This is a genomic window from Rhodoferax sp. P1_F3 (assembly GCF_056405715.1).
In genome coordinates, this window is sequence record NZ_JBFUBO010000016.1 from 19,497 (window position 1) to 41,745 (window position 22,249).

Genomic DNA, 22,249 nt, shown 5'->3' on the forward strand with positions numbered 1-22,249 from the left:
GACCATGACCACCACACCTGCGACCTTGGCCGTCACTGGCATCCACAAGTCCTTTGGCAGCCACCACGTGCTCAAGGGCATCTCCATGACCGCCAAAAAGGGCGACGTGATCTCCATCCTGGGGGCCAGCGGCTCGGGCAAGAGCACCTTTCTGCGCTGCATTAATCTGCTGGAAACACCGGACCAGGGCAGCGTCTGCCTGGACGGCGAGACCCTGGAGATGCGCCAGCGCAAGGACGGCCGTATGGAGCCGGTGCACCGCAAGCAGGTCGAACGCATGCGCTCCCAGCTGGCCATGGTGTTCCAGAACTTCAACCTCTGGTCGCACATGACGGTGCTGCAGAACCTGATCGAAGGTCCGATGCGGGTGCAGAAGCGCGCACGTGCCGAATGCGTGGAAGAGGCCGAGGCGCTGCTGCAGCGCGTTGGCCTGTTCGATCGCCGCGACTACTACCCGGCCCACCTGTCCGGCGGCCAGCAGCAGCGCGTGGCGATTGCCCGCGCGCTGGCGATGCAGCCGCAAGTGATGCTGTTCGACGAACCCACGTCGGCGTTGGACCCCGAGCTGGTTGGCGAGGTGCTGAAGGTGATGCGCTCCCTGGCCGAAGAGGGGCGCACCATGCTGGTGGTGACGCACGAAATGGGCTTTGCTCGCAATGTGTCGAACCGCGTGGTCTTCATGCACCAGGGCGTGGTGGATGTGGAAGGCGCGCCGGCCGATGTGTTCGGTGCGCACAGTTCCGAACGCTTTCGCCAGTTCAATTCCGGCCACCAGGAAAGGGCTGCTGCTTAAATGAACACCCTCACCACCATCACCCTCGGTGACTCCCCTTTGGGCTGGCGCGATCTGGTCGCCGTCGCCCGTGACGGCGCACCGTTGGCGCTGTCGCCAGCCGCCTGGGCCCGCATCGCCAACGCCCGCGCCATCGTGGAGCGCATCGTCGAACGCGGTGAGCGCGCCTACGGCATCAGCACCGGCCTCGGCGCTTTGAGCAATGTGCTGCTGCACGGCGAGCAACTGGCCCAGCTGTCGCGCAACACCTTGCTCAGCCATGCTGTCGGCGTAGGCCCGCTGCTGACGGTGGCGCAGACCCGTGCCATCCTGGTCGCGGCGCTGTCCAACTTCTCGCAAGGCTATTCCGGCCTGCAACCCCAGGTGCTTGAAGGTCTGCTGGCGCTGTTGAACCACGGCATCACGCCCTGCGTGCCTTCCCAAGGCTCGGTGGGCTACCTCACACACATGGCACACATCAGCGTGGCGCTGCTGGGGGTGGGCGATGTGCAGTTCCAGGGCCGCATCCAGCCGGCGTCCGAGGCACTGCAAACCATAGGCCTGCAGCCACTGGTGCTGGGCGCGAAGGACGGCCTGAGCCTGGTCAACGGCACGCCCTGCATGACCGGCCTGGCCGCGCTGGCGCTGGCCGATGTGGAGCGCCTGGCCGACTGGGCCGACGTGGTCGGCGCCATGAGCTTTGAAGCCCTGCGCGGCCAGATCGACGCCTTCGATGCCGAGATACTGGCGCTCAAACCCCACCCCGGCATGCAGCAGGTGGGCCGCAACCTGCGCAGCCTGCTCGAAGGCAGCGAAGTCATCGCCAGCAGCCGTGGCGTCCGCACCCAGGACGCGCTCAGCATCCGCTCGATACCGCAGATCCACGGCGCCTGCCGCGACCAGATTGCCCACGCGGCCCGGCAAATCGAAACCGAGCTGAATTCCGCCACCGACAACCCGCTGCTGCTGGGCACACCGGATGCCTATCGCGTGGTCTCACAGGCCAATCCGCACGGCGAATCGGTGGCCATGGCCGCCGACCTGCTGCGCATTGCGGTGGCCGAACTCGGCGGCGTGGCCGAGCGGCGCATAGACCGGCTGGTGAACCCGCTGGTCAGCGGCCTGCCGGCGTTTCTGGTGGCCGAGCCGGGGGTGAATTCCGGCTTGATGATCACCCAGTACACCGCTGCCTCATTGGCCAGCGAAAACCGCCGCCTGGCCCAGCCAGTGGTGGTGGACAACTTCATCACCTCTGGCAACCAGGAAGATCACCTGAGTCTGGGAACCACCGCGGCGCTGGAGCTGCACAAGTCGTTGGCCAACCTGCCGCAGATACTGGCCATCGAGTACCTGCTGGCAGCACAAGCCTTTGAATTTTTGAAGGCGCAGCGTTTTGGCACGGGCACCGGCCAGGCTTGGCGTTTTCTGCGTGCGCATGTCCCACCGTATGTGGCAGATCGGTTCCTGGCGCCCGACATTCTCAAAGTTGCCGACTTGCTGCGCGCGCCTGAAGGCGTGGCCGACACGTTGGGCAAATGGTTAAGTGCGGGCACCGTCAATTCATCCACAACGACAAGAAAGACCTTTCCATGACCTCCTTCATCCTTCACCCCGGCAAGATCACGCTCGACGAACTGGGCTTGATCCACGCCAGCGTGTGCCAGCTCAGTCTGCCCGCATCGGCCCGCACCGCCATGCGCGCATCGCACGCGCTGGTCAAGGCCGCGGCCGATGGCGACGCGCCCGTGTACGGCGTCAACACCGGCTTTGGCAAGCTGGCGAACAAGCGCATCAGCAAAGACCAACTGGCCACGCTGCAGCGCAATCTGATCCGCAGCCACAGCGTGGGCGTGGGCGAGCCGCTGGCCGCCCCCATCATGCGGCTGATGATGGCCACCAAGGCCGCCAGCCTGGCGCGCGGCTACTCGGGCTGCCGCGAGCTGGTGGTGGACACGCTCTTAGCCGTGCACAACGCCGGCCTGGTGCCCTTTGTTCCCGCACAAGGCTCGGTGGGGGCGTCGGGCGATCTGGCGCCGCTGTCCCACATGACGCTGGCGCTGATGGGCGAGGGCGACATGGTGGTAGATGGCGTGCGTGTGCCCGCACTGCAGGCGCTGCAGAAAGCTGGCATCGCCCCGCTGGAGCTGGAGGCCAAGGAGGGCCTGGCCCTCATCAACGGCACGCAAACCTCGACCGCACTGGCGCTGCATGGCCTGCTGGCCTTTGAGCCGGTGCTGGAAGCCGCGCTGCTGATTGGCGCGCTGACGCTGGACGCAGCGCGTGGCAGCGATGGCCCGTTTGACCCCCGCATCCACGCCGTGCGCGGCCAGCCCGGCCAGATCGACGTGGCGCAGTACTACCGCGAGCTGCTCAAGGGCAGCCCCATCCGCGCCAGTCACGCTGAAGGCGATGACCGCGTGCAAGACCCGTACTGCCTGCGCTGCCAGCCGCAGGTGGTGGGCGCTTGCCTGGACCAGCTGCGCCACGCAGCGCGCGTGCTGCTGATTGAAGCCAACGCCGTGACCGACAACCCGCTCGTCTTCCCGGACGATGGGGCGATGATTTCCGGTGGCAACTTTCACGCCGAGCCCGTGGCCCTGGCCGCCGATGGCATGGCCCTAGCCATTGCCGAAGTGGGCGCCATTGCCGAGCGCCGCATTGCCATGCTGATCGACAGCGGCGTGTCGCGCCTGCCGCCGTTCCTCACGGCCGATGCGGGGCTGAACAGTGGCTTCATGATTGCGCACGTCACCGCTGCCGCGCTGGCGTCGGAAAATAAATCCATGGCCCACCCGGCCAGCGTGGACAGCCTGCCCACCAGCGCCAACCAGGAAGACCATGTGTCCATGGCCACCTTCGCCGCGCGCCGCCTGCAGGGCATGATCCACAACACCGCCCACATCCTCGGCATCGAACTGCTGGCCGCTGCGCAGGGCATCGAGTTTCTGCGCCCGCTGCAAAGCTCGCCGGTGCTGGAAGCCGTGCACGCGCTGCTGCGCAAAGACATCCCCGCCCACCACGTGGACCGTTACTTGGCGCCCGACATTGCGCACGCTACGCAACTGGTGCAGAGCGGTGCGGTGGCCAAGCTGCTCAAGCCGCTGGCCGGGTTGCCCACGCTCTGGATTCCGGGTTAAGGGAGCTTTCCCCATTGGTAGTGCTATCAAAATAGAAGCTGCTTGCGCATACGCCAAGCGGGCTGGAAGCCTATTTCTTATGAAAACAGCGCCGCGTCAGCCTCTTGCTCGGCCCGCACGCCCAGCGGCACCACGCACAGGCGCACGCCGTCCAGTGTGAGCACCAGGCCCAGTTGCCCGCCCATCTGCACCACACTGCTGGTGGTGTGCGGTGTTGCAGTGGCCTCGTTGGCCATAGCGGACATCCCCGCCACCGCGCTGATAGGCGGATGCCGCAGCATGGCCCACAGCGCTTGCGGGTCGCGCAACTGCAGGGACTGCAGGTAGAGGCGGAAAACGGTTTCTTCGTTGGGCTCTCGTTCCGTCGGTGTGGCGTCATCCGCTGGACCACGCGCCTGCCGCAGCCGCAGCCGCAGCAGCGCGCGGCGCAGTTGCTGCCGGCTGGCGGCTTCGGATCGGCCGTTGGCCTCGGCAATCTCGGCGTGGCTCACTTCAAATACTTCATGCAGCAGCAGTGCGGCGCCGTCTTCGGGCGCCAGGTGGGCGGCCAACAGGCGCAGCGCGTGGTTGGCTTCTTGCGCCAGGGCGGCGTCTGTCTCGGCAGAGGACGTTGCCTGCTCGGCATCCGCAGTGCCCATCGCTTCCAGCCACTGCTGCATCCAGCTGCGGCGGCGCAGGCGATCGATGGCCAGGTTGCGCACCACGGTCAGCAGCCAGGCCTGGGCGGAGTTGAGTTCACGTTGCTCGCCCTCCAGCGCACGCACATAGGCGTCCTGCACGGCATCTTCGGCGTCCGCCGGGCCCAGCAGGCGGGTGGCGGCGCGCACCAGGCGGCGGTGGTCGGCGTCGGGCAGGGTGAGGGGGCGTGCGTCGTACATGGTCGCATGGTGCCATAGCCTGGTTGGCGCTGCAGTGTCACGAAAACCGTCCCTCGTTCGTCATAGCAGTTCAACCACCAGGAAACCCACCATGGACACCCCAGACAAAACCGACACCCCCGCCAGCACCCCCGAGCCGCGCACCTCTTACCTGGAGGAAAAAGCCTTCAAGTCCCGCACGCTGCTGGTCTTCGGCACTGTCACCGACCTGATGGCCGCCGACCTCACGCGCCGCCTCATCGCGCTGGACGCCGACAGCGCAGAGCCCATCGACATGCTGGTCAGCTCGCCGGGCGGCCACCTGGAGTCGGGCGACGCCATCCACGACATCGTGCGCTTCATCGCCGCGCCGGTGAACATGGTGGGCACCGGCTGGGTCGGCAGCGCCGCCACGCACCTGTATTTGTCGGTGCCGCGTGAGCGGCGCTACTGCACGCCTAACACGCGCTTTCTGATCCACCAGCCCAGCGGTGGCTCCGGCGGGCCGGCCAGCGACATCGCTATCCAGGCGCGCGAAATCGTCAAGGCGCGTGAGCGCATTGCCCGCACCATCGCGCGTGAGACTGGCAAGCCGCTGGAGACCGTGCTGGTGGATATTGAGCGCGACTACTGGATGTCGGCCGAAGAGGCGGTGGAGTACGGGCTGGTGTCGCGCATCATCGAGCGCAAGACCGAACTGCGGGGCGCCTGAGCCTGGGGGCGTCAACCAATCTGGTACAAAGCGATGGCATCTTTTTTTTGAAAGGCCCCCCATGAACTCCAACTCCCCCGTCGCATTGGTCACTGGTGCAGGCACCGGCATCGGGCGGGCTGTGGCCCTGGCGCTGCTGCAGGCGGGCTACCGTGTGGTGCTGACCGGGCGGCGGGTCGAACCCTTGAACGCAGTGGCCCAGGCCAGCGGTACCGAGCGTGCCTACCCAGTGTGCGCGGACGTGAGCCAGCCCGAATCCGTGGACCAGCTGTTTGCCATGATCAAGGCTACGTTTGGCCGGCTAGACCTGTTGTTCAACAACGCCGGTGTTGGCGCGCCCAAAGCCAACTTCGAAGACATCAGCTTCGCGCAATGGCAAACCGTGGTGGACGCCAACCTCACGGGCTCTTTCCTGTGCGCGCAAGGCGCCTTTCGTCTCATGAAGAGCCAGGCGCCACAGGGTGGGCGCATCATCAACAACGGCTCCATCTCTGCGCACGCCCCGCGCCCCAACTCCGCGCCCTACACCTCCACCAAACACGCCATCACCGGCCTCACCAAATCCATCTCGTTGGACGGCCGCAAGTACAACATTGCCTGCGGCCAGATCGACATTGGCAACGCACTGACCGAGCTGTCGGCCCGCATGGCAACCGGCGTGCAGCAGGCCCATGGCGAGATTGCTGTGGAACCCATGATGGACGTGCAGGAAGTGGCCGCCGCTGTGCTGCACATGGCACAGCTGCCCCTGTCCACCAACGTGCAGTTCATGACCATCATGGCGACCAATATGCCGTTTGTCGGGCGCGGCTGAGCCTTTTCAGGGCGAGAGGCCGGTGCGATACTGCCGGGCATGCACCAGCCTGAAGTCCCCCACTGCGTTCGCCATTTCGGTCAAATTTTGCTGTGGCCCCTGCGGCTGATGCCAGTGCGAGGGGCGGAGGCGAAGCACGCCAAGCCCTGGGAAATCTTGTCCGCCATGGGTGACTCCACCCCTTGGCGCGAAGTGGTGGACGAATACACCGGGGATGCCTGCAACTTTCACGAGCGGCATTACAACGAGTTCGTCACCTTTTTGCCCTATGTGCAGCGCTTTCTGTATGGCGAAGGCCATGCCAAGGGCGGTGGGCAGGTACACGGCTCGCCCATGCGGGTGTTCCGCCGCCACGATGTCGGCGCAGTACGCGTCGTGTTGTGGCCCGGCGCCGAGGCCATCACCCTGAGTGTGGTGCATGTCGACCTGTATTTCTTTTTGGACCTGGACCTGGTCCTGCTCAACGTCGAGGTGGCGGGCGACAACTTGCCGCTTACGCACGCGCAAGAACTGCTATACCGCTTTGGCCGCGGCTACCCCTCGGGCTGGGATGCGCAGGGGCAGGCCCAGCACTGCTTGCACCAGGCCGAGTGGCTGGGTGCGCAAGGGCAGGTGCTGGCGCAATCCGACGCGGGCCAGCCCGATTTGTTCATGTCGCATGTGGCCCGCCACCGCGCGCCCCGCATTGCGGCCCACTGGGATTGGCTGCTGCAGCCCCTGGTGAGCGACCATTCTGATCAGGTGGGCGCGTTGCGTTACCGGCAGATTGAGTACTACCGCATGCCCTTGCTGGGCTACCTGGCCGTGGATGACCCCCAGACCCTCAGCCGTAGCGATTTCGTTCGGCTTGGTTTGGTCACCGGCGCGGGCAGTGCCGATGGTGATGCCGCGCTGCCCTTTGCCGGCGACCACCTCCACGACTTTGAAGAGCGCTATTGCTACGACCGGTTCTGGACACCCGGCGGCGCTGCGCCCCACACCCGCTACCTCTGCACCGGTCATTCGTTGATCGTGGTGGGCGATGCCAACAGCCACTTTTTTTCGTGCCGGGACCGAGGCGTTTTGGCACAGTTCCGGCACCAGCACTTTCTGCTGTTTTTGATTGCGCATTTTCAGAAAGCAGCGCTGCTGATGTTTTCAGACCGGCTGGCCGAAACACTGCGTAACCTCAACATCAGCGACCCCGGCAGCGTGCGCGTGTTCAAACGCAGTATTCGCAGCAGCTTTGCCAGCTTTTTGCGCTTTACCCACCGCTATTGGTTTCATGAAATCTCGGAGCAAGCCCAAACCCGCGCGCTGTTTGCCAAGTGTGCGCAGCACCTGGGGCTGGACCCGCTGTATGCCGAAGTCAAAGAGCGCATCGCCGACATGAACAACTACCTCGAAGCTGACAGCCTGCGCCGCCAGGCCAACACCGTCGTGCGCCTCACCGTGGTCACCATCCTGGGCTTGATAGGCACCATCACCACCGGCTTTCTGGGCATGAACTTGCTGGCCGAGGCGGACGCTTCCCTGTCCCGCAAAGTGCTGGTGTTTGCCGTGGTGTTTGTGGTCACCATCGCGTTGACCCTGTACACCATGGCCAAGTCCAAGCGCTTGTCTGATTTTCTGGATGTGCTGTCCGAAGAACGCGTAGGCCTCTGGGCCAAGCTGAAAGCTTTTGGCGCCATCTGGACCCGCGAGCGCGATCGGGATTGAGGGAGATTGTGGTGGTTTTGCTATTAATTAGATAGCTGCTCGCGCATATTTCACGGGGGCTAGAGGCCTATTTCATTCATAACGCGTTGACCGAAGGCAGCAAGCCCGCCATCAGGAGAATGACCGCCAAAGCGCCGTATTGACAAACCAGGGATTGAGGCGACTTGTGCGAAGTTTGATGGAGCCTTCATCCGCCAGTTCGTTGATCTCAACCAGCAGCTTGTGCCGGGAGCCCGAGTTGTCAGAATGTATACGCGATGGGCCAGCTTTGCTGCTGTTTTGCCGCCTGCCGGCTTATTTGGTACGTTTGAGGATGACACCTGACTTCACCCGTTTGTCCACGAGCAGTTGCTTGATGACGGTGGACGTTCCATCCGCACGGCGCTCCACCATTTGGCCCAGGCTCGACTTGACGACCACGGCGCCGGTGCGTTGCAGCGCGGTCTTGTAGGCCACATGTCCCGACTTGGCCGCGAGCTCAGGGAAGCGACGCTCGGCCAATTGCATTGCGTGTTCTGACAGGGGCAAGCTAGTGCGGGAAGACATAAAAAGTCCAAAGAGCGGTGTGTGCACTTTAGCAGCCGCACTGCGCTAAGGCTATGGGCTGGGTGCCAATTTCCCTGCGCTCGCTATGCAGAGATGCTATCAAAAAAGAAGCTGCTCGCGCATATTCCACCTGGGCTAGAGGCCTATTTCATTCATAACGCGTTGACCGAAGGCAGCAAGCTCGCCAGGTGCTTGCGGCCCTGCGGCGTCACCTCCAGCGCGCGTTCGCCTTCATGGCGGCGCAGCCAGCCTTGGTCCAGGCAGTGCGCCAGCAGTGCTTTGGGCAGCTTGCCGGCCATGTGGTCGCGGCGTTCAGACCAGTCCAGGCAGCGGTAGGCCAGACGGGTGGACGCAGAAGGTTTGTCCATGCCGTCCACCGCAAAGCCGATTGCGTCCAGCCCGGCCTTGCCCTGGGCGGTGAGCAGGTAGCCATCGCCCGCAGGGTGCAGCCATTCCTTGGACAGGAGTTGCGAAAATAGTTCCACGCCCAGTTGCCCCGCCAGGTGCCCGTAGCAGCAGCGGGCAAAGCGCAGCCGTTGGCGCGTGGGGTTGGCCCAGGCGGCGGTGTGGGTGCGGCGCTCGGCCATCAGCGCCAGCGCCTCCAGCGCGTGGGCCACCTCGTCGTCGGCCAACTTGTAGTAGCGGTGCCGCCCGCGCTGCTCACACACCAGCAGCTCGGCCGCCATCAGCTTGCCCAGGTGCCCGCTGGCCGTGGCGGGCGATACGGACGCAGCCCGCGCCAGCTCGCCCGCGCTGGCGTAGTCGCCCGCCAGCAGGTAGCACAGCATGCGGGCGCGCGTGGCGTCGGCAATCACGGCGGCCACGCTGGCCAGCCGGGGTTCAAACGGGGCGGGGGAGGGAAAAGTCATGCCGCTTCAATATAGCCCGTGGGCGCCTGCAGATAGCTGGCGGGCACCGGCTGGGGAAAGGTGCGCTCTTCTTTCAGGATGAAGCGTTCGCGCTGCGCAAACGCAAAGTTGGCCTGCGCTTCATCGTCTGTACGCAGGCGCTGGCGGTAGGCCTCATACGCCGCCAGGCTGGGGAAAGAGATCAGCCCCCAGGCCTCGTAGTTGCTGCCCTCGTGTGGCACAAAGTAGCCCAGCAAATGCCCACCCAGCCGGGGAATGATGCGCGCCCAGTTGTTGGCGTAGGCCGTGAACTGGTCTTTCTGGAACGGGTCGATTTCGTAGCGGATGAAGCAGGTGATGGTCATGGGGACTTCTCTTGTGGTGATGAGAGAAGTCTGGGGGGCGATTCTTGGGAATGCTTTGGTGGGTGACGAAATGAGGGCAGGGATAGACGGGCGTGGAGCTGGCGACGATCAAGAGTCGAACCGGACTAACCGGATTTGCAATCCGGTTCATTGCCGATTTGCTATAAAAAGAGAAGCAGCTTGCGCGCGTTCCACGGGTGCTGCAGGCTTATTTTTTCTATAGGCAATTGAAGTAGAGCGGCCTAGAGTTCGGCCTTGATATTGGCGAAAGCCTTGTCTCCTCGTTTGTAGCCTTGTCGTGGGCCAGTAAACGTCTGCGAAAGAATCGACATTCCCTGCATTTCTTGCACGTGGAAAATCTTCCATCCCACGTATTCGCCCGATTCACTGCCGCCGCTCACTTGGTAAGCCCTCAGCGCCATGTGCCCCTTTGAATCCATGCCATAAGTGTGTGGCTCAACGGTGCGGCGATACCCGTCGTAAGTGAAAGACAGCAGATTGCGATTTCCGATAGCGGTCGAGATGCTCATGTGTATCTCTATTTGCAAGGAAGTACGGGGCGACGTGGGCTGCCAATTAGTTTGAGTTGTTCAACTCTCACGCGAGGGCGTTAACCAGCGTTGCTGCTTCGTGGGGATTGGATGCTTGCATGAGTTGCAGGTCATCAGCTTTTGAGAGCTGGCGCAACCGTTCCAACATTTCATTTGCTTGTGCTAAACCCCGTTCATTAATGTCGCTATTCAACACGTCTTCATTCACCAACAAAACTGGTGAAATTTCGTTGCCGTCCATGCCACGACGCAACTTATCGACTTCGTACAGCTTGCTCTGGGCTTCTCTTAGAGCATGCACGAACTGATTTGGCGTGGCCGGCAAACTGGTAACTTGAACCATCCACTGCTTGTAGGCGTAGTCGACGGTGATGTCCAATTGCTGCGCAGGCACCTGTAGTTTTCTCTCAAAACGGGCGATGATATTTTTGTCTTCACCTGCCACAAAGCGTTTTAGAGTACGCAGGAACTCAGAGGTCCGCACGGTGTTGTGTGGGCTCTCTTGTATCTTTTCTTCTTCAACTAAGTCTTCAGCTGAGCCAAAGGCACTTACGGTGCGCACCGCAGCGTTCAGCAATTGCTCAACGGTGTATCCGCGGGCCATCGCTATGGGACCAACGACAAAACCTTTGAACGGGGAGTCGAGCTCTGAGAGTGGCATTCCAGCGGCTTGCCGCTCAGACATGAAGCTGGCTACTTCGCGCAGTACATTGTGCGTAGCGTTACCACGCTGCCGACCCAACATGGCACGCAGCCGTTCCACTGGCAACACTGGATGTGTGCCGGCGCTGACAACTTTGGTACTGTTCTCATGCGGCTCCAGACACACCAACGCGACTATCCGTTCTCCGGTGCCCGCAATTGGCTCCCAGAAAACCGGGCAGTAACGCGCTACACACGGCGGCGCTGTGTAGGCTTGCGGCTTGAGGGCGGTTGGGGAGTAGTGGAGTTCCATAAGGCTGGCGATATCGGTTTCGACATTCGTTGATTCAAGTGTAGTGCCAATGCTGGCAAACGTAGAACTATGCTGCGCAGGTACATCTCCGTCATCATTAGAACCGTATCTACCGGCGTTAGACCAGTTTTCCAGTTGCATGCTTGGTCGGCTATCCATTCCAAGCGTACTTTGTGACCCTGCCAGTTTGCGGGCAAAGTCTCCATCTTGTGGTCTTTGGGGCGGCGTCGCAGTGTCTCGGCAACCAGCGTGTTTTCCTTGGCGTAATCGTCAATCACGCCTTGGCGCAACACCTTGTCGGTGAACTTCTTCATGGCCTTGGCCACGCTTGGCAGGCTGTATTCGTGGTCAATCAGCCACCAGCGGTGCCCATCCCAGACTACGTTTTCACAATGGCGATCGTCGTTCACAACCAGCTCATCCCATACACCTCCAACCGGGCCTTGCGGTGTATCGCAAACGCGTTGCCAGACCCAGTCTTCTGCTGCGGCTGCATTGGTGGGGCGCATGACAGTGTCATCGGGGAAGTGCATTTCGCTACCAAAGCAAAGCACCAAATCGTTGGGAGCGCCAGTGACGCGATTTGGAATCCCAGGAAGTTCGCCCCTTTGAGCGAGGATCAGAAAGCCGGCCGGTATGTTGAGGCGTAATGCTTGGGCTGCCAGCGCGCACGCAAGTTCGGTCGCTAGAGTTTCATGTCTCGGCACCCATTTGACAATCATGGGGATGCCGGGCTCGTGGTTGTTGGCCACCTGTGCCATCCCACGCCACACTTTATTTTGGTGGTTGCCTGAAAGCAGGGTGCCTGTGCTCAGCAACTGCATTACTGGCGGCGCGCGCCAGCGTTGCAGGTCTGCAGCTCCATCTGTAGCCATTTAATCTCCTCCCCTCAACTTGAAATCGCCCGCTCTTTGAAAGGTTGAACCCCAAAAGAAAACGGACATAAATCCCCAGCCGTTAGTCACTGCGCAGTCGCTGTTGTTCTTGTTTTACGCGTGCAGTCTCAAGAACCCTGTTGTACCGCCGTCCCCCGGGCCGAAGCCCAGGGGGTGGTCACTGACAAGCCATCTCCCCCATCATCAGAGTCCGTCTAGGGCACTGGTGGTGGAGGAGTGCGGGTTCGCAAATACACTATAACCCTACTCAAAAGGTATACCTGATGACATCGTTTGCAGCTTGGCTTGGGGCTGACTCTCGCGGCCCAACGTCGGTTTATTTTGCGAGTGACAGCCGACTCTCATGGGGTACTGATCCTCGCACTTGGGACACTGGACGGAAGCTATTTGCTTGTCATCGCTCTCCCGAAATCTTCGGATTTACTGGCTACCTCCTGCTCCCACAAATGATCCTTTCGAAGATTACAGAATGGATCGACCGCGAATTGCTCCCATCGCTCATCCATAGCTCGGTGCCGGGACGTGCTCAGGAGCTGGCGGAGATGACACGCCGTGAGGTAGATGCACATACTTTTCCGATTCCAGGGAACTTTTCTCTGTTCTATGCCGCGCGATCGGGCTTGGGAATGCCGCCGAATGCAGCTTTTCACATTTATGAGGTGCACTATCAGGCTGCGTCAAGAACTGTTCAGTTGTATCAGATTGACATGCCATTGGTATCAAGCGTATTGCTAACTCACGGTAGTGGGAAAGCCGCTGTGGATGACTGGACGGACCGATGGAAGCGATCCGATCAAGGTGGCACTAGTCGCGCTGTTTTCTCTGGTTTTTGCGATGCACTAAGAGATGGTTCTGATAAACGCAGTGGCGGTGAACCGCAGCTCGTTGGTTTGTATCGACAAGGGCATGCCAAATTGTTCGGTGTTGTGAGTTCGCGTGGAGCAAGTATCCAAGGCAGGTTGGAGCCAACTCATCCTTCTCTCGCCCGTCTTGAATGGCGCGATGAACTATTTCAGCGGGTACATCCCGACGGATCGTTGGTGCAGTCTGCGCAAGCGCACGTGCGGTCAGAATTGCCGCCAAGCCTTCCGCAGTGAGAGGCGTATCCTAAATAGGCATAGGTACAGCAGCCAGCAATTCGGCATGCGCAAGTTAGCGAGTCAGCTACTCCGCCGCCTCCAACCCATTAGCAAAATGCTCTCGCATGCGCTGCGGCGTACGCACCGCATCCCGCGCCAGCAGCGCGGCCATGATGGCTTGATGCTCCGCCAGTGACTCAGCGATGCGCCCCAAACCCCGCCATCGCCCCATCCGCCACAGCCAATGTCACATTCCCCGCCGCCCGCGCCGCATCTCCACACGCAAACACATTGGGCACGCTGGTGGCCTTGCCTTCATCCACTTTGATGAACAAGCCCATGGGGCCGTCTTCCAGCGCGCAGCCCAGTTGTTCGGCCACGGGGCTGGCCAACAGTGTGCGCGGTTGGGTAAACAGGCCGTTCAAGCGGATGGTGCGGCCGTCTTGCAGCACCACGTCGGCGTGGCCTTCTATGCGTTCTATCAACACTGGCTCCACCTGCGTGCCACGCCGCGCGATGGCGGCCAGTTCTTCGTCGCTGGGTGTGTAGGCACCGTTCAGGAATAGGGTGGGGCGGCCCCAGTCCGGCAGCATGATCGCGTGGTGCAGCGCCAGCGGAGACGCGGCGATGATGCCGATGGGGCCGGCGTTCATCTCGTAGCCGTGGCAATACGGGCAGTGGAAGATGCTGCGGCCCCAGCGCTCGGCCAGGCCGGGCACGGGCGGCAGCTCGTCTCGCACGCCGGTGGCCAGGATGAGCCGGTGGGCGCTGATGGCCTCATGGCCTACGCGAAACTCCAGCCGCCCATCCGCTGCCACACGCGCGTCTTCTGCGGTGCCGTGTTTCCATTCCACGTTGGGGTAGTTCATGAGCTGCTCGCGCGCGTCGGCGGCTATCTCGGCGGGCGGGCGGCCGTCTTGCGTCAAGAAGCCGTGCGATGTTTCGCCTGCGACATCTACAAAGCGGTTGCGGCGCTGGCCGGCGTCTACCACCAGCACCTGGCGGCGCGCGCGGGCCAGTTGCAGGGCGGCGGACAGGCCGGCATAGCTGCCGCCGATGACGGCAAAGTCGATGTGCTTCAAGTGGTGTGTTCCTTCAGATGGTGGTGGCCGGCATGGCCCGCAGCGTGGTGCTGCGCCATGCGGCGGTGAAAGTCGGCGGACAGCGTGGCCAGGGTGACGGCGCCAAAGCGCTTGAGCAGTAGGGCCTCGGCCTCTTGTGCGGCGCCTGCCAGCGCGTCGTTCACGGCCTGGGCCACCAGGCAGGTGGGCCGGTCTTCCCGAAAGCCCAGCGACACCAGTGGCGGCGCGCCCAGCGCCTGGTACACATCGCCCAGGGTGATGCGGTCCATGTCGCACGACAGCACCCAGCCGCCGCCATGGCCCTTGGCCGACATCACAAACCCGGCCTCGCGCAGGCCACCCATCAGGCGGCGCAGCACCACGGGGTTGGTCTGCATGGCGGCGGCCAGTGCCTCGGAGGTGGCAGGGCCTTCGCCCTCGGCCATGTGCAGCAGCACGTGGAGGACGTCGGACAGTTGGCTGTTCTGTTTCATGCAACAAATATAGTTGCATGATGTAAACCTTGTCCGAAAAGGGTTTTGGCGGGGGCTGGCGCCATTCGATAATAGGCAGACGCCCAACAGCCCAACTCACTCCGGAGCCCGCCATGTCCCTAGCGATGCTGAAAACCCTGTATGCCCAAAAAACCTGGGCCAATGCCGAGCAGTACGACTGCATGGCCACGGTAGATGCGGTCCAGCACGCCGAGCCGCTGCACACGGCCATCCGCACGCTCAACCACATCTATGTGGTGGACCGCATTTTTCGCGCGCACCTGTTGGGCGAGCCGCATGGTTACACGCAGAGCAACACGGGAGAGACGCCCGAACTGGGCGAGCTGCACTTTGCGGCAGCCGAGACGGACCTGTGGTTTGAGGCCTACTTAGCCGGGCTGGACGCCAGCGCGCTGACCGAGAGCCTGACGTTCCAGTTCACCGATGGCGACGCCGGGCGCATGACGCGGGAGGAAATGCTGTTCCATGTGCTCACCCATGGGGCCTACCACCGCGGCAATGTGGGCCAGGTGCTCAAGGGCATTGCCGTCACGCCGCCGCGCGACCTGCTGACCAAATTTCTGCACCAGCGCGAGCCTGCCAGACGGCAGGGCTAGCGCGGTGCCAACCCCACTGAACCAACACATGCAAATAATCATCGTCGGGACTGGCAAGTTGGCCACCGAACTGCTCCACTCGCTCAAGCCAGGCAGCGGGGACCAAGTCATGCCGTGGGAGGGCCGGGCCCAGGGTGCGGGCAAGTCTGTGGTCATCCACGCGGGCTCTGGCCGGGAGCTTGGCGCCGTCACCGCCTACTGTGCGGGCACGCAATCGCCCCTGATCGAACTGTCCACGGGGTCGGCTCTAGAGTCTGTGCAGCACAGCTTTCCGGTGGTGGTGTGCCCCAACACCAACATCCTGATGCTCAAGTTCATGGCCATGCTGGCCAAGAGCGGGCATCTTTTTCAGAACCACCACATCCAACTGACCGAGTCGCACCAGGCCACCAAGACCTCTGTGCCCGGCACCGCCGTCCACATGGCGCATGCGCTGGGCTTGCAGGACAGCGACATCCATTCGGTGCGGCAGGCTGCGGTGCAGCGGGATGAACTGCAGATTCCAGAAGCGCACTTGGCCCGCCATGCCTTCCACCGCATCTTGATCCAAGACGGGGAGTGCAGCCTGCAGTTTGAAACCCGGGTCTACGGTGACTCGGCCTATGCAGACGGTGTTGGCCGCATTGTTGCGGCGGTGCAGGCTCACCCGCTGGAAAACCGTAGCTACTCCGTCATGGAGTTTGTGGACAACGGCTGGCTCTAGGGACGGGGCTCAGGCAGCAGCGATTGCTTGCAAACTCTGCACTTGGGCTTCCAGCGCCGCAATACGCCCAGCTTGCTGGCCGTGCGCGGCCATTGTGTGTGGCGCCGAACAGACCGGGTCAAACCCAAACATCAAAGTTACGCCATGACATACCAAGGCGCACGGGCTCGCCCCCTCGACGGCGAAGAGAAAAGGTACTTTTCAGTCTCCAAGGTGCGCCTGAGTTCGGCTGGCTCGGTGACGCATGTGTTGTGGAGCGAGGTCAACCCGGCATCAAACGGGGACGTGGGGCCGCCTGTGGTCGTGCCGGTTGCCGAGGTGGTGGAAGCCATCCATGGTGGAGCGCACGTTGCCGCCATCTTTCTCCCACCCCATGCCCATTTGCCGGAATGTGCATTTGAAGTCATTGAGCGATGGGACGGTAGCCAAACGATTGACTTGGTGAAGCGCGCCGGCGCAACCCCCAACGGCGTCGCAAACATCCAAAACCTGGCCACCTTGGCCGAGGATCCACCGCCAAGAGAGGTGCGGGCATACACCCCGCGTGCCCGTGCGAAGAAGACATATGCCGTATCGCAGGTGGCGCTGGATGAAGATGGGCGCGTGACAGACGTGCGCTGGGGCAGCGTGAACACGGTCAAGAACGTGTGGGCCGGGCCTGAAGTCATCGCACCCGTGGCAGACGTGGTGGCGGCGTTGCAGGCGGGCGATAGGGTCTTTGCCTTGTTCCCCTCTGTTCACGGGCATTTGCCAGACCGCCAGTTTGCACAGGCGGACTATGACGGTGGTCGGCAAACCATTGTTCTGGTGGGCCCCACCGCCTATGAGCGGGAGATCCACCACATGGACCGCATCGGCTAGCCCTGTACTGGTCCAAAGATGGCGGGGCGCTCGCCCCGTTTAGACTTGCGCAATCGCAAACTCAGCAAGCATTTGACTATGTCTACTCCCTACGTTTCCACGCGTGCAGCCTCTGAAGCCCAAGCCTGGGAGGCGCTCAAGGCATTGGGCGACACCGCGCTGGCACAGGGCGGCTTGCAGGCGGTGCTGCAGATGTTTGTGGGCACCCTGACCGGGGCCGAGGAGGTGGCGCGCGTGAGCGAGGAGGCGGGCCACCCCGAGAGCATGACGCCTGAGGTGATTGCGCAGTGGATTTCCGTCGAATACGTGCCCAGCATGCAGAACCTAAAATTCACGGCATGACAGCTCCAGACATCCAGCGCATTGCCCCCCAACCCTCCTGGTCCGATGCCGTGGTGCACAACGGCACGGTGTACTTTGTAGAAGTGCCCGAAAGCGGAACCGACATCACCACCCAAGCCCAGGCCGTGTTTGCCCAAGCCGAACGCACACTGGCACTTGCGGGCAGCCACTCGGGCCGCTTGCTGATCGCCACGATTTACCTCAAGCACATGGCAGATCGCACGGCCTTCAACGCTGCGTGGCAGGCCTGGCTGCCCGCGGGCTGCGCACCGGCACGCGTCTGCGTGAGCGCCGAAATGGCCAGCCCTGACTACCTGCTGGAGATCGCGTTCACGGCGGCTGCGGCCTGACGTGATGGCAGCGCCCGCCAACACGCCTTTCCAGGCGGCGGCAGACAGCCTGGATCCGACCGATTGGAACGCGGTGCGCCAGATGGGCCACCGCATGCTCGACGACATGGTGGACATGCTGGCTGGCCTGCGCGACGCCCCGGTATGGCAGCCCATGCCGGAGGAGAAACGGCAAGCACTGCGCACGGGTGATCTACCCACGGCGCCCGGCGATCTGGGCGCGGTGTACCAAGACTTTCAAACGCTGGTGCAGCCCTATGGCAGCGGCAACACCCACCCGCGCTTTGTGGGTTGGGTGCAGGGCGGAGGCAACCCCGTGGGCATGCTGGCCGAGCTGCTGACCGCCGCCACCAACCCCAACTTGGGCGGCCGCGACCACGCACCCATCGAGGTGGAGCGCCAGGTGATCCGCTGGGCCGCGCAGATGCTGGGGTTTCCGCAGGATGCCAGCGGCGTGCTGGTCACCGGTACCTCCATGGCTAACCTGATTGCGGTGCTGGTGGCGCGCACACGGGCGCTGGGCACGGCGGTGCGCCAGCAGGGTCTGCAAGGCCAGCCGCTGGTGGCCTACACATCCATTGAGGCGCACAACTGCGTGGCGCGCGCCATGGATATGGCGGGCCTGGGAAGCCAGGCACTGCGCCTGATCACGCTGGATGCGCAGCACCGCATGGACATGGACGTACTGCAAGCCGCCATCGCGCGGGACCGAACCGCCGGCCTGCAGCCCTTCATGGTGATTGGCAGCGCGGGCACGGTGGACACGGGCGCCGTGGATGACCTGGTGGCGCTGTCCGCGCTTGCGCGGGCGCAGGGCCTGTGGTGCCATGTGGATGCCGCCTTTGGCGCGCTGGCCATGCTGTCGCCCACGCAGCGGCATCTGGTGGCCGGGCTCAGCGATGCGGATTCGGTGGCGTTTGATTTTCACAAATGGGCCCAGGTGCCATACGACGCGGGGTGCATCTTGGTGCGCGACGCCGCGCTGCATGCCTCCACCTTTGCCACGCAGCCGACCTACCTGCAGCGCAGTGCGCGCGGCCTGGCGGGCAACCACCCCTGGCCTACGGACTTTGGGCCCGACCTGTCGCGCGGCTTTCGCGCGCTGAAGGTCTGGATGACGCTCAAGACCTATGGCACCGACAAGCTGGGTCAGGTGGTGGCTGGCAACTGTGCGCTGGCCCAGACGCTAGCCGCGCGGGTGAGGGCGGATGCATCGCTGGAGTTGCTGGCACCAGTGACGCTGAACGTGGTGTGCTTCCGCGTGTTGGCTGATGTGCCGGACCTGGACGCGTTCAACGCCGATGTGGTGGCCGACGTGCAAGAGTCTGGCGTTGCCGTGCCATCCACCACGCGCGTGGGCGGCAAGATGGCCATTCGGGTCGCCTTTGTGAACCATCGCACCCGCGAAGAAGACCTAGGCCTGCTGCTGGGTGCCATCCGCCAGGCGGCTGATCGCCGGACCTGAAATCCGAGCATGCGTAACGCCTACACCTTGCCCCCCGCCACCGTGCAGGACTATGCGCGCCAAGGCGCCGTGGTGCTGCGCGGCGTGCTCACACCCGATGATGTAGCTACGCTGGCACGTGGCATCGAGCACAATCTGGCGCACCTGAGCCCGCTGGCTCTGGTGGCCAGCCAGGCCGATGACCCGGGCAAGTTTGTAGAAGACTTTTGCACCTGGCAGCACAACCCCGACTATGCCGATGTGATGCAGCACAGCGCCTTGCCCCGTGTGGCCGCGCAGGTGATGCAGAGCGACACCGTGCGCACCTTTCGCGACCAGCAGGCCAAGTGGTTCCCCGAAGGCGCCTTGGCCGAGCTGCCGCAGATTGATGCACACCCGGACCAGTTTGAACAACTGGGCTGGGCCCTGCAGCCGGGCGATGCGGTGGCCTTCCACATGCTCACGCTGCACGCCAGCAGCGGCGTGGGGCCGGGCACGCGGCGGCGCGTGTTCTCGGCCCGCTACTTGGGCGACGACGCGCGCCACGCGGTGCGCAGCTGGCGCACCTCGCCCCCGTTCCCCGGCCTGGCAGACCGCCTGCCTGATGGTGCGGTGATGGACGACGCGTTATTCCCCTTGCTGAACTGGCGGTAGGGCGCATGGAGCTGCTGCCGCAACTGCGCTTGCTGCGCGCCCTGGCGGCCGTGGCGCAGGCGGGCAGCAGCCAGCGCGCGGCCACACTATTGCATGTGGCGCAGTCTTCCGTCGTCCGCGCCGTGCAGCAGCTGGATGCTGCGCTGGGCAGCCCCTTGTTTGAGCGCGTGGGGCGCGGCATGCAACCCACGGTGCGGGGGCGCCAACTGGCGCTGCGGGCCACACGGGCCCTGCAGTTGTTGGCCGATGCGGACCGGCACCGCACGCGCAGTGCGGCGGTCTGGCACCACAGCCCGCTGGCGCTGGGTGTGGCCGCGCGCCACCTGCAGGTGCTGCAGGCGCTGGTGGACACGGGCAGCGAAGGGCGTGCCGCGCAGCAGCTGGGTGTGAGCCAGCCAGCCGTGCACCAGAGCCTGCAGCAGCTGGAGCACATGGCCGCAGCCCCGTTGTTCATCCGCGCGCGCAGCGGGCTGCGGCTGGACGAGGCGGGCGAAGGCCTGTTGCTCGCCAGCAAGCTGGCCCAGGCCGAGCTGCGCCAGGCCGTGGACGAATGGCCGGAGCCCGGCGCGGCCCTGCAGGGGCGGCTGGTGATTGGCACGCTGCCGTTTTCTACCACCATGCTGCTGGCCCCGGCGGTGGAGCAGCTGCTGGCGCAGCAGCCCCAGGTGCAGCTGGTGCTGATCGACGGCACCTTTGATGCGCTGGTGGCGCAGCTGCGCCATGCGGAGCTGGACTGCATTGTGGGCGCCTTGCGCAACATACCGCCATCGGCAGACCTGAGCCAGGAGGTGCTGTTTGAAGACCGCCTGGCTGTGGTGGCCCGCGCAGGCCACCCGCTGGCGCAGCGCCGCCGCTTGGGTTGGGCAGCCCTGCGCGCGGCGCAGTGGGTCATGCCCATGCCCAACACCCCGGCCGAAAAGGCATTTGCACAGATGCTGCAGGCCGCGGGCCTGCCCACTCCAGCCGGGCAGGTGCGCGCCAACAGCGCACTGATGATGCAGGCCATGCTGCAAGACAGCGACCGCCTGGCCCTGATGTCGCCCCGCCAAGTCGCACGCGAGATTGCGGCGGGCCTGCTGGTGGAGTTGCCACTGCCGGTGCGGCACGCACAGCGACAGATTGGCGCTATGTGGCGCACCGGCTACCTGCACACACCGGCTGCAACGCAGTGGCAGGGCATCTTGCGGCAGGTAGGTAAAGCACTCGGGGCGGGCCAGTAGACATAAGCAAATTGCATAGGTAAGAAGGTCTTTGCATTGGACGCTGCTGCGCGGGAATTGCACACTGGTGCCGGACACTAAAAACCGGAGACAAGCCCATGCAAAAACGAAACTTCATCCGCGCCGCCGCGGTCACCGCGCTGGCCGCCAGTCTGGGCATGGCTTGGGCGCAGGACAACACTTTCAAGATCGGCCTGCTACTGCCGCTGAGCGGGCCGTTTGCCTCCACCGGCAAGCAGCTGGAGAGTGCGGCACGCCTCTACATCGCCCAGAACGGCGACACCGTAAGCGGCAAGAAGGTCCAGCTGATTGTGAAAGACGATACCGGCGTGGCCGACGTGAGCAAGCGCCTGGCGCAGGAGCTGGTGGTGAACGACAAGGTGAACGTGCTGGCCGGTTTTGGCCTCACGCCGCTGGCCATGGCGAGCGCCACCATTGCCACCCAGTCCAAAACGCCCATGGTGGTGATGGCTGCGGCCACCTCCAGCATTACCGAGGCCTCGCCCTACATCGTGCGCAGCAGTTTTACGGTGCCGCAGGTGGTCACCATTCTGGCGGACTGGGCCATCAAAAACGACATCCGCAAGGTGGTGACGCTGGTGACCGACTACGCCCCGGGCGTGGACTCCGAGACCTGGTTCAACCAGCGTTTTGTGGCGCAGGGCGGCGTGGTGGTGGAGTCGCTGCGGGTGCCGCTGCGCAGCCCGGACTTTGCGCCGTTTTTGCAGAAGGTGCGTGACGCCAAACCCGACGCCCTCTTTACCTTTGTGCCAGCGGGTGTGGGCACGGCGCTCATGAAGCAGTTTGCCGAGCGCGGCATGGACAAAGCTGGCATCCGCGTGATTGCCGAAGGCAGCGTGACGGACGATGACATTTTGGATGGCATGGGTGATGTGGCATTGGGCGTGGTGACGGCGCACCACTACTCGGCCGCGCACAACTCGGCGCTCAACAAACGGTTTGTGGAAGCCTTTGGCAAGGCCAATGGTGGCCTGCGGCCCAACTTCATGGCCGTGGGCGCCTATGACGGCATGCGCGTGATCTACGAGGCTGCCAAGGCCACGCAAGGTGGCACGGGCGAAACACTGCTGCAAGCCATGAAAGGCCAGAGTTTTGAGAGCCCACGTGGCCCGGTCACCATCGACCCGCAGACGCGTGACGTGGTGCACAACATCTATGTGCGCAAGGTGGAGAAGGTGGGTGGCCAGCTCTGGAATACCGAGGTGCAAACCTTCACCGCCGTGAAAGACCCGGCCAAGGCGGGCAAATAATC

At 63.4% G+C, this 22,249-nt stretch carries 25 protein-coding genes and 1 pseudogene; 16 read left to right on the top strand and 10 right to left on the bottom strand.

From position 1 onward, the window contains the following. Positions 1-4: 4 nt before the first annotated feature. From AC1DZ5_RS19925 to hutH (AC1DZ5_RS19935), 3 genes are read left to right on the top strand one after another with little or no spacing between them, the layout of a single operon-like run. Positions 5-793, top strand: a complete 789-nt coding sequence (locus AC1DZ5_RS19925) for an ABC transporter ATP-binding protein (protein WP_477892278.1) — start codon at positions 5-7, stop codon at positions 791-793. Beyond that, entirely contained in the window at positions 794-2,365 is a 1,572-nt protein-coding gene (gene hutH / locus AC1DZ5_RS19930) for a histidine ammonia-lyase (protein ID WP_477892280.1), read from the top strand. It abuts the gene before it with no gap. After that, a complete protein-coding gene (gene hutH / locus AC1DZ5_RS19935) occupies positions 2,362-3,909 on the top strand; it encodes a histidine ammonia-lyase (protein ID WP_477892282.1) in 1,548 nt (515 codons plus the stop codon). The genes hutH (AC1DZ5_RS19930) and hutH (AC1DZ5_RS19935) overlap by 4 nt, the downstream gene beginning before the upstream one ends. A gap of 77 nt (positions 3,910-3,986) precedes the next feature. Here hutH (AC1DZ5_RS19935) and AC1DZ5_RS19940 read toward each other — a convergent pair whose 3' ends face one another. After that, the gene (locus tag AC1DZ5_RS19940; protein ID WP_477892284.1) at positions 3,987-4,787 is read right to left on the bottom strand and encodes an RNA polymerase sigma factor; all 801 of its coding nucleotides are present in this window, start codon (positions 4,785-4,787) and stop codon (positions 3,987-3,989) included. A gap of 91 nt (positions 4,788-4,878) precedes the next feature. Here AC1DZ5_RS19940 and AC1DZ5_RS19945 point away from each other — a divergent pair, with 91 nt between their 5' ends. The 3 genes from AC1DZ5_RS19945 (at position 4,879) to AC1DZ5_RS19955 (ending at position 7,990) form a co-directional block, all read left to right on the top strand. Then, entirely contained in the window at positions 4,879-5,478 is a 600-nt protein-coding gene (locus AC1DZ5_RS19945) for an ATP-dependent Clp protease proteolytic subunit (protein ID WP_477892286.1), read from the top strand. Between the two features lie 61 nt (positions 5,479-5,539). After that, positions 5,540-6,292 (top strand): SDR family oxidoreductase, encoded by a 753-nt coding sequence (locus tag AC1DZ5_RS19950; protein WP_477892288.1) that lies wholly within the window; start codon positions 5,540-5,542, stop codon positions 6,290-6,292. 39 nt (positions 6,293-6,331) lie between these two features. After that, on the top strand, positions 6,332-7,990 hold the full coding sequence (locus AC1DZ5_RS19955; protein WP_477892290.1) for a hypothetical protein: 1,659 nt from the start codon (positions 6,332-6,334) through the stop codon (positions 7,988-7,990). 294 nt (positions 7,991-8,284) lie between these two features. On the opposite strand, the gene AC1DZ5_RS19960 is transcribed toward AC1DZ5_RS19955, so the two are convergent. From AC1DZ5_RS19960 to AC1DZ5_RS19985, 6 genes are all read right to left on the bottom strand, one after another. After that, a complete protein-coding gene (locus AC1DZ5_RS19960; protein ID WP_477892292.1) occupies positions 8,285-8,536 on the bottom strand; it encodes a hypothetical protein in 252 nt (83 codons plus the stop codon). 152 nt (positions 8,537-8,688) lie between these two features. After that, positions 8,689-9,405 (bottom strand): ArsR/SmtB family transcription factor, encoded by a 717-nt coding sequence (locus AC1DZ5_RS19965; RefSeq protein ID WP_477892294.1) that lies wholly within the window; start codon positions 9,403-9,405, stop codon positions 8,689-8,691. After that, positions 9,402-9,749 carry an NIPSNAP family protein gene (locus AC1DZ5_RS19970; RefSeq protein ID WP_477892296.1) on the bottom strand — a complete coding sequence of 116 codons (348 nt, stop codon included), beginning with the start codon at positions 9,747-9,749 and terminating at the stop codon, positions 9,402-9,404. Before AC1DZ5_RS19970 ends, AC1DZ5_RS19965 begins: the two co-directional genes overlap by 4 nt. A 242-nt stretch (positions 9,750-9,991) precedes the next feature. After that, entirely contained in the window at positions 9,992-10,279 is a 288-nt protein-coding gene (locus AC1DZ5_RS19975) for a WYL domain-containing protein (protein WP_477892298.1), read from the bottom strand. Between the two features lie 67 nt (positions 10,280-10,346). Beyond that, positions 10,347-11,255, bottom strand: a complete 909-nt coding sequence (locus tag AC1DZ5_RS19980) for a hypothetical protein (protein WP_477892300.1) — start codon at positions 11,253-11,255, stop codon at positions 10,347-10,349. Continuing rightward, the gene (locus tag AC1DZ5_RS19985; RefSeq protein WP_477892302.1) at positions 11,192-12,130 is read right to left on the bottom strand and encodes a hypothetical protein; all 939 of its coding nucleotides are present in this window, start codon (positions 12,128-12,130) and stop codon (positions 11,192-11,194) included. Before AC1DZ5_RS19985 ends, AC1DZ5_RS19980 begins: the two co-directional genes overlap by 64 nt. Before the next feature lie 284 nt (positions 12,131-12,414). Between AC1DZ5_RS19985 and AC1DZ5_RS19990 the strand changes: the two genes are divergently transcribed. Next, entirely contained in the window at positions 12,415-13,248 is an 834-nt protein-coding gene (locus AC1DZ5_RS19990; RefSeq protein ID WP_477892304.1) for a hypothetical protein, read from the top strand. A 67-nt stretch (positions 13,249-13,315) separates the two neighbouring features. Here the strand turns inward: AC1DZ5_RS19990 and AC1DZ5_RS19995 are convergent. The 3 genes and pseudogenes from AC1DZ5_RS19995 to AC1DZ5_RS20005 form a co-directional block, all read right to left on the bottom strand. Then, positions 13,316-13,441: pseudogene (locus AC1DZ5_RS19995) on the bottom strand (FCD domain-containing protein); the annotation flags it as partial. After that, positions 13,428-14,312 (bottom strand): NAD(P)/FAD-dependent oxidoreductase, encoded by an 885-nt coding sequence (locus AC1DZ5_RS20000; protein ID WP_477892306.1) that lies wholly within the window; start codon positions 14,310-14,312, stop codon positions 13,428-13,430. The pseudogene AC1DZ5_RS19995 and the gene AC1DZ5_RS20000, both read right to left, overlap by 14 nt. Beyond that, positions 14,309-14,785 carry an Rrf2 family transcriptional regulator gene (locus AC1DZ5_RS20005; protein ID WP_477892308.1) on the bottom strand — a complete coding sequence of 159 codons (477 nt, stop codon included), beginning with the start codon at positions 14,783-14,785 and terminating at the stop codon, positions 14,309-14,311. The genes AC1DZ5_RS20000 and AC1DZ5_RS20005 overlap by 4 nt, the downstream gene beginning before the upstream one ends. A 113-nt stretch (positions 14,786-14,898) precedes the next feature. On the opposite strand from AC1DZ5_RS20005, the gene AC1DZ5_RS20010 reads away from it, so the two are divergent. From AC1DZ5_RS20010 to AC1DZ5_RS20050, 9 genes are all read left to right on the top strand, one after another. Further along, on the top strand, positions 14,899-15,402 hold the full coding sequence (locus AC1DZ5_RS20010; protein ID WP_477892310.1) for a DinB family protein: 504 nt from the start codon (positions 14,899-14,901) through the stop codon (positions 15,400-15,402). Between the two features lie 28 nt (positions 15,403-15,430). After that, entirely contained in the window at positions 15,431-16,105 is a 675-nt protein-coding gene (locus AC1DZ5_RS20015; RefSeq protein ID WP_477892312.1) for a dihydrodipicolinate reductase, read from the top strand. Between the two features lie 144 nt (positions 16,106-16,249). After that, a complete protein-coding gene (locus AC1DZ5_RS20020) occupies positions 16,250-16,966 on the top strand; it encodes a hypothetical protein (protein ID WP_477892314.1) in 717 nt (238 codons plus the stop codon). Between the two features lie 78 nt (positions 16,967-17,044). Beyond that, positions 17,045-17,308, top strand: coding sequence for a hypothetical protein (locus tag AC1DZ5_RS20025; protein ID WP_477892316.1), 264 nt, complete (start codon positions 17,045-17,047; stop codon positions 17,306-17,308). Continuing rightward, a complete protein-coding gene (locus tag AC1DZ5_RS20030) occupies positions 17,305-17,658 on the top strand; it encodes a RidA family protein (RefSeq protein ID WP_477892318.1) in 354 nt (117 codons plus the stop codon). Before AC1DZ5_RS20025 ends, AC1DZ5_RS20030 begins: the two co-directional genes overlap by 4 nt. Before the next feature lie 4 nt (positions 17,659-17,662). Continuing rightward, positions 17,663-19,123, top strand: a complete 1,461-nt coding sequence (locus tag AC1DZ5_RS20035) for a pyridoxal phosphate-dependent decarboxylase family protein (protein ID WP_477892320.1) — start codon at positions 17,663-17,665, stop codon at positions 19,121-19,123. 9 nt (positions 19,124-19,132) lie between these two features. Then, positions 19,133-19,756 (top strand): phytanoyl-CoA dioxygenase family protein, encoded by a 624-nt coding sequence (locus AC1DZ5_RS20040; protein WP_477892322.1) that lies wholly within the window; start codon positions 19,133-19,135, stop codon positions 19,754-19,756. Positions 19,757-19,761: 5 nt separating this feature from the next. Then, positions 19,762-20,976 (top strand): LysR family transcriptional regulator, encoded by a 1,215-nt coding sequence (locus AC1DZ5_RS20045; protein WP_477892324.1) that lies wholly within the window; start codon positions 19,762-19,764, stop codon positions 20,974-20,976. Between the two features lie 98 nt (positions 20,977-21,074). Then, positions 21,075-22,247: an ABC transporter substrate-binding protein gene (locus AC1DZ5_RS20050; RefSeq protein WP_477892326.1), complete on the top strand. Its 1,173-nt coding sequence runs from the start codon at positions 21,075-21,077 to the stop codon at positions 22,245-22,247. Positions 22,248-22,249: the final 2 nt, after the last annotated feature.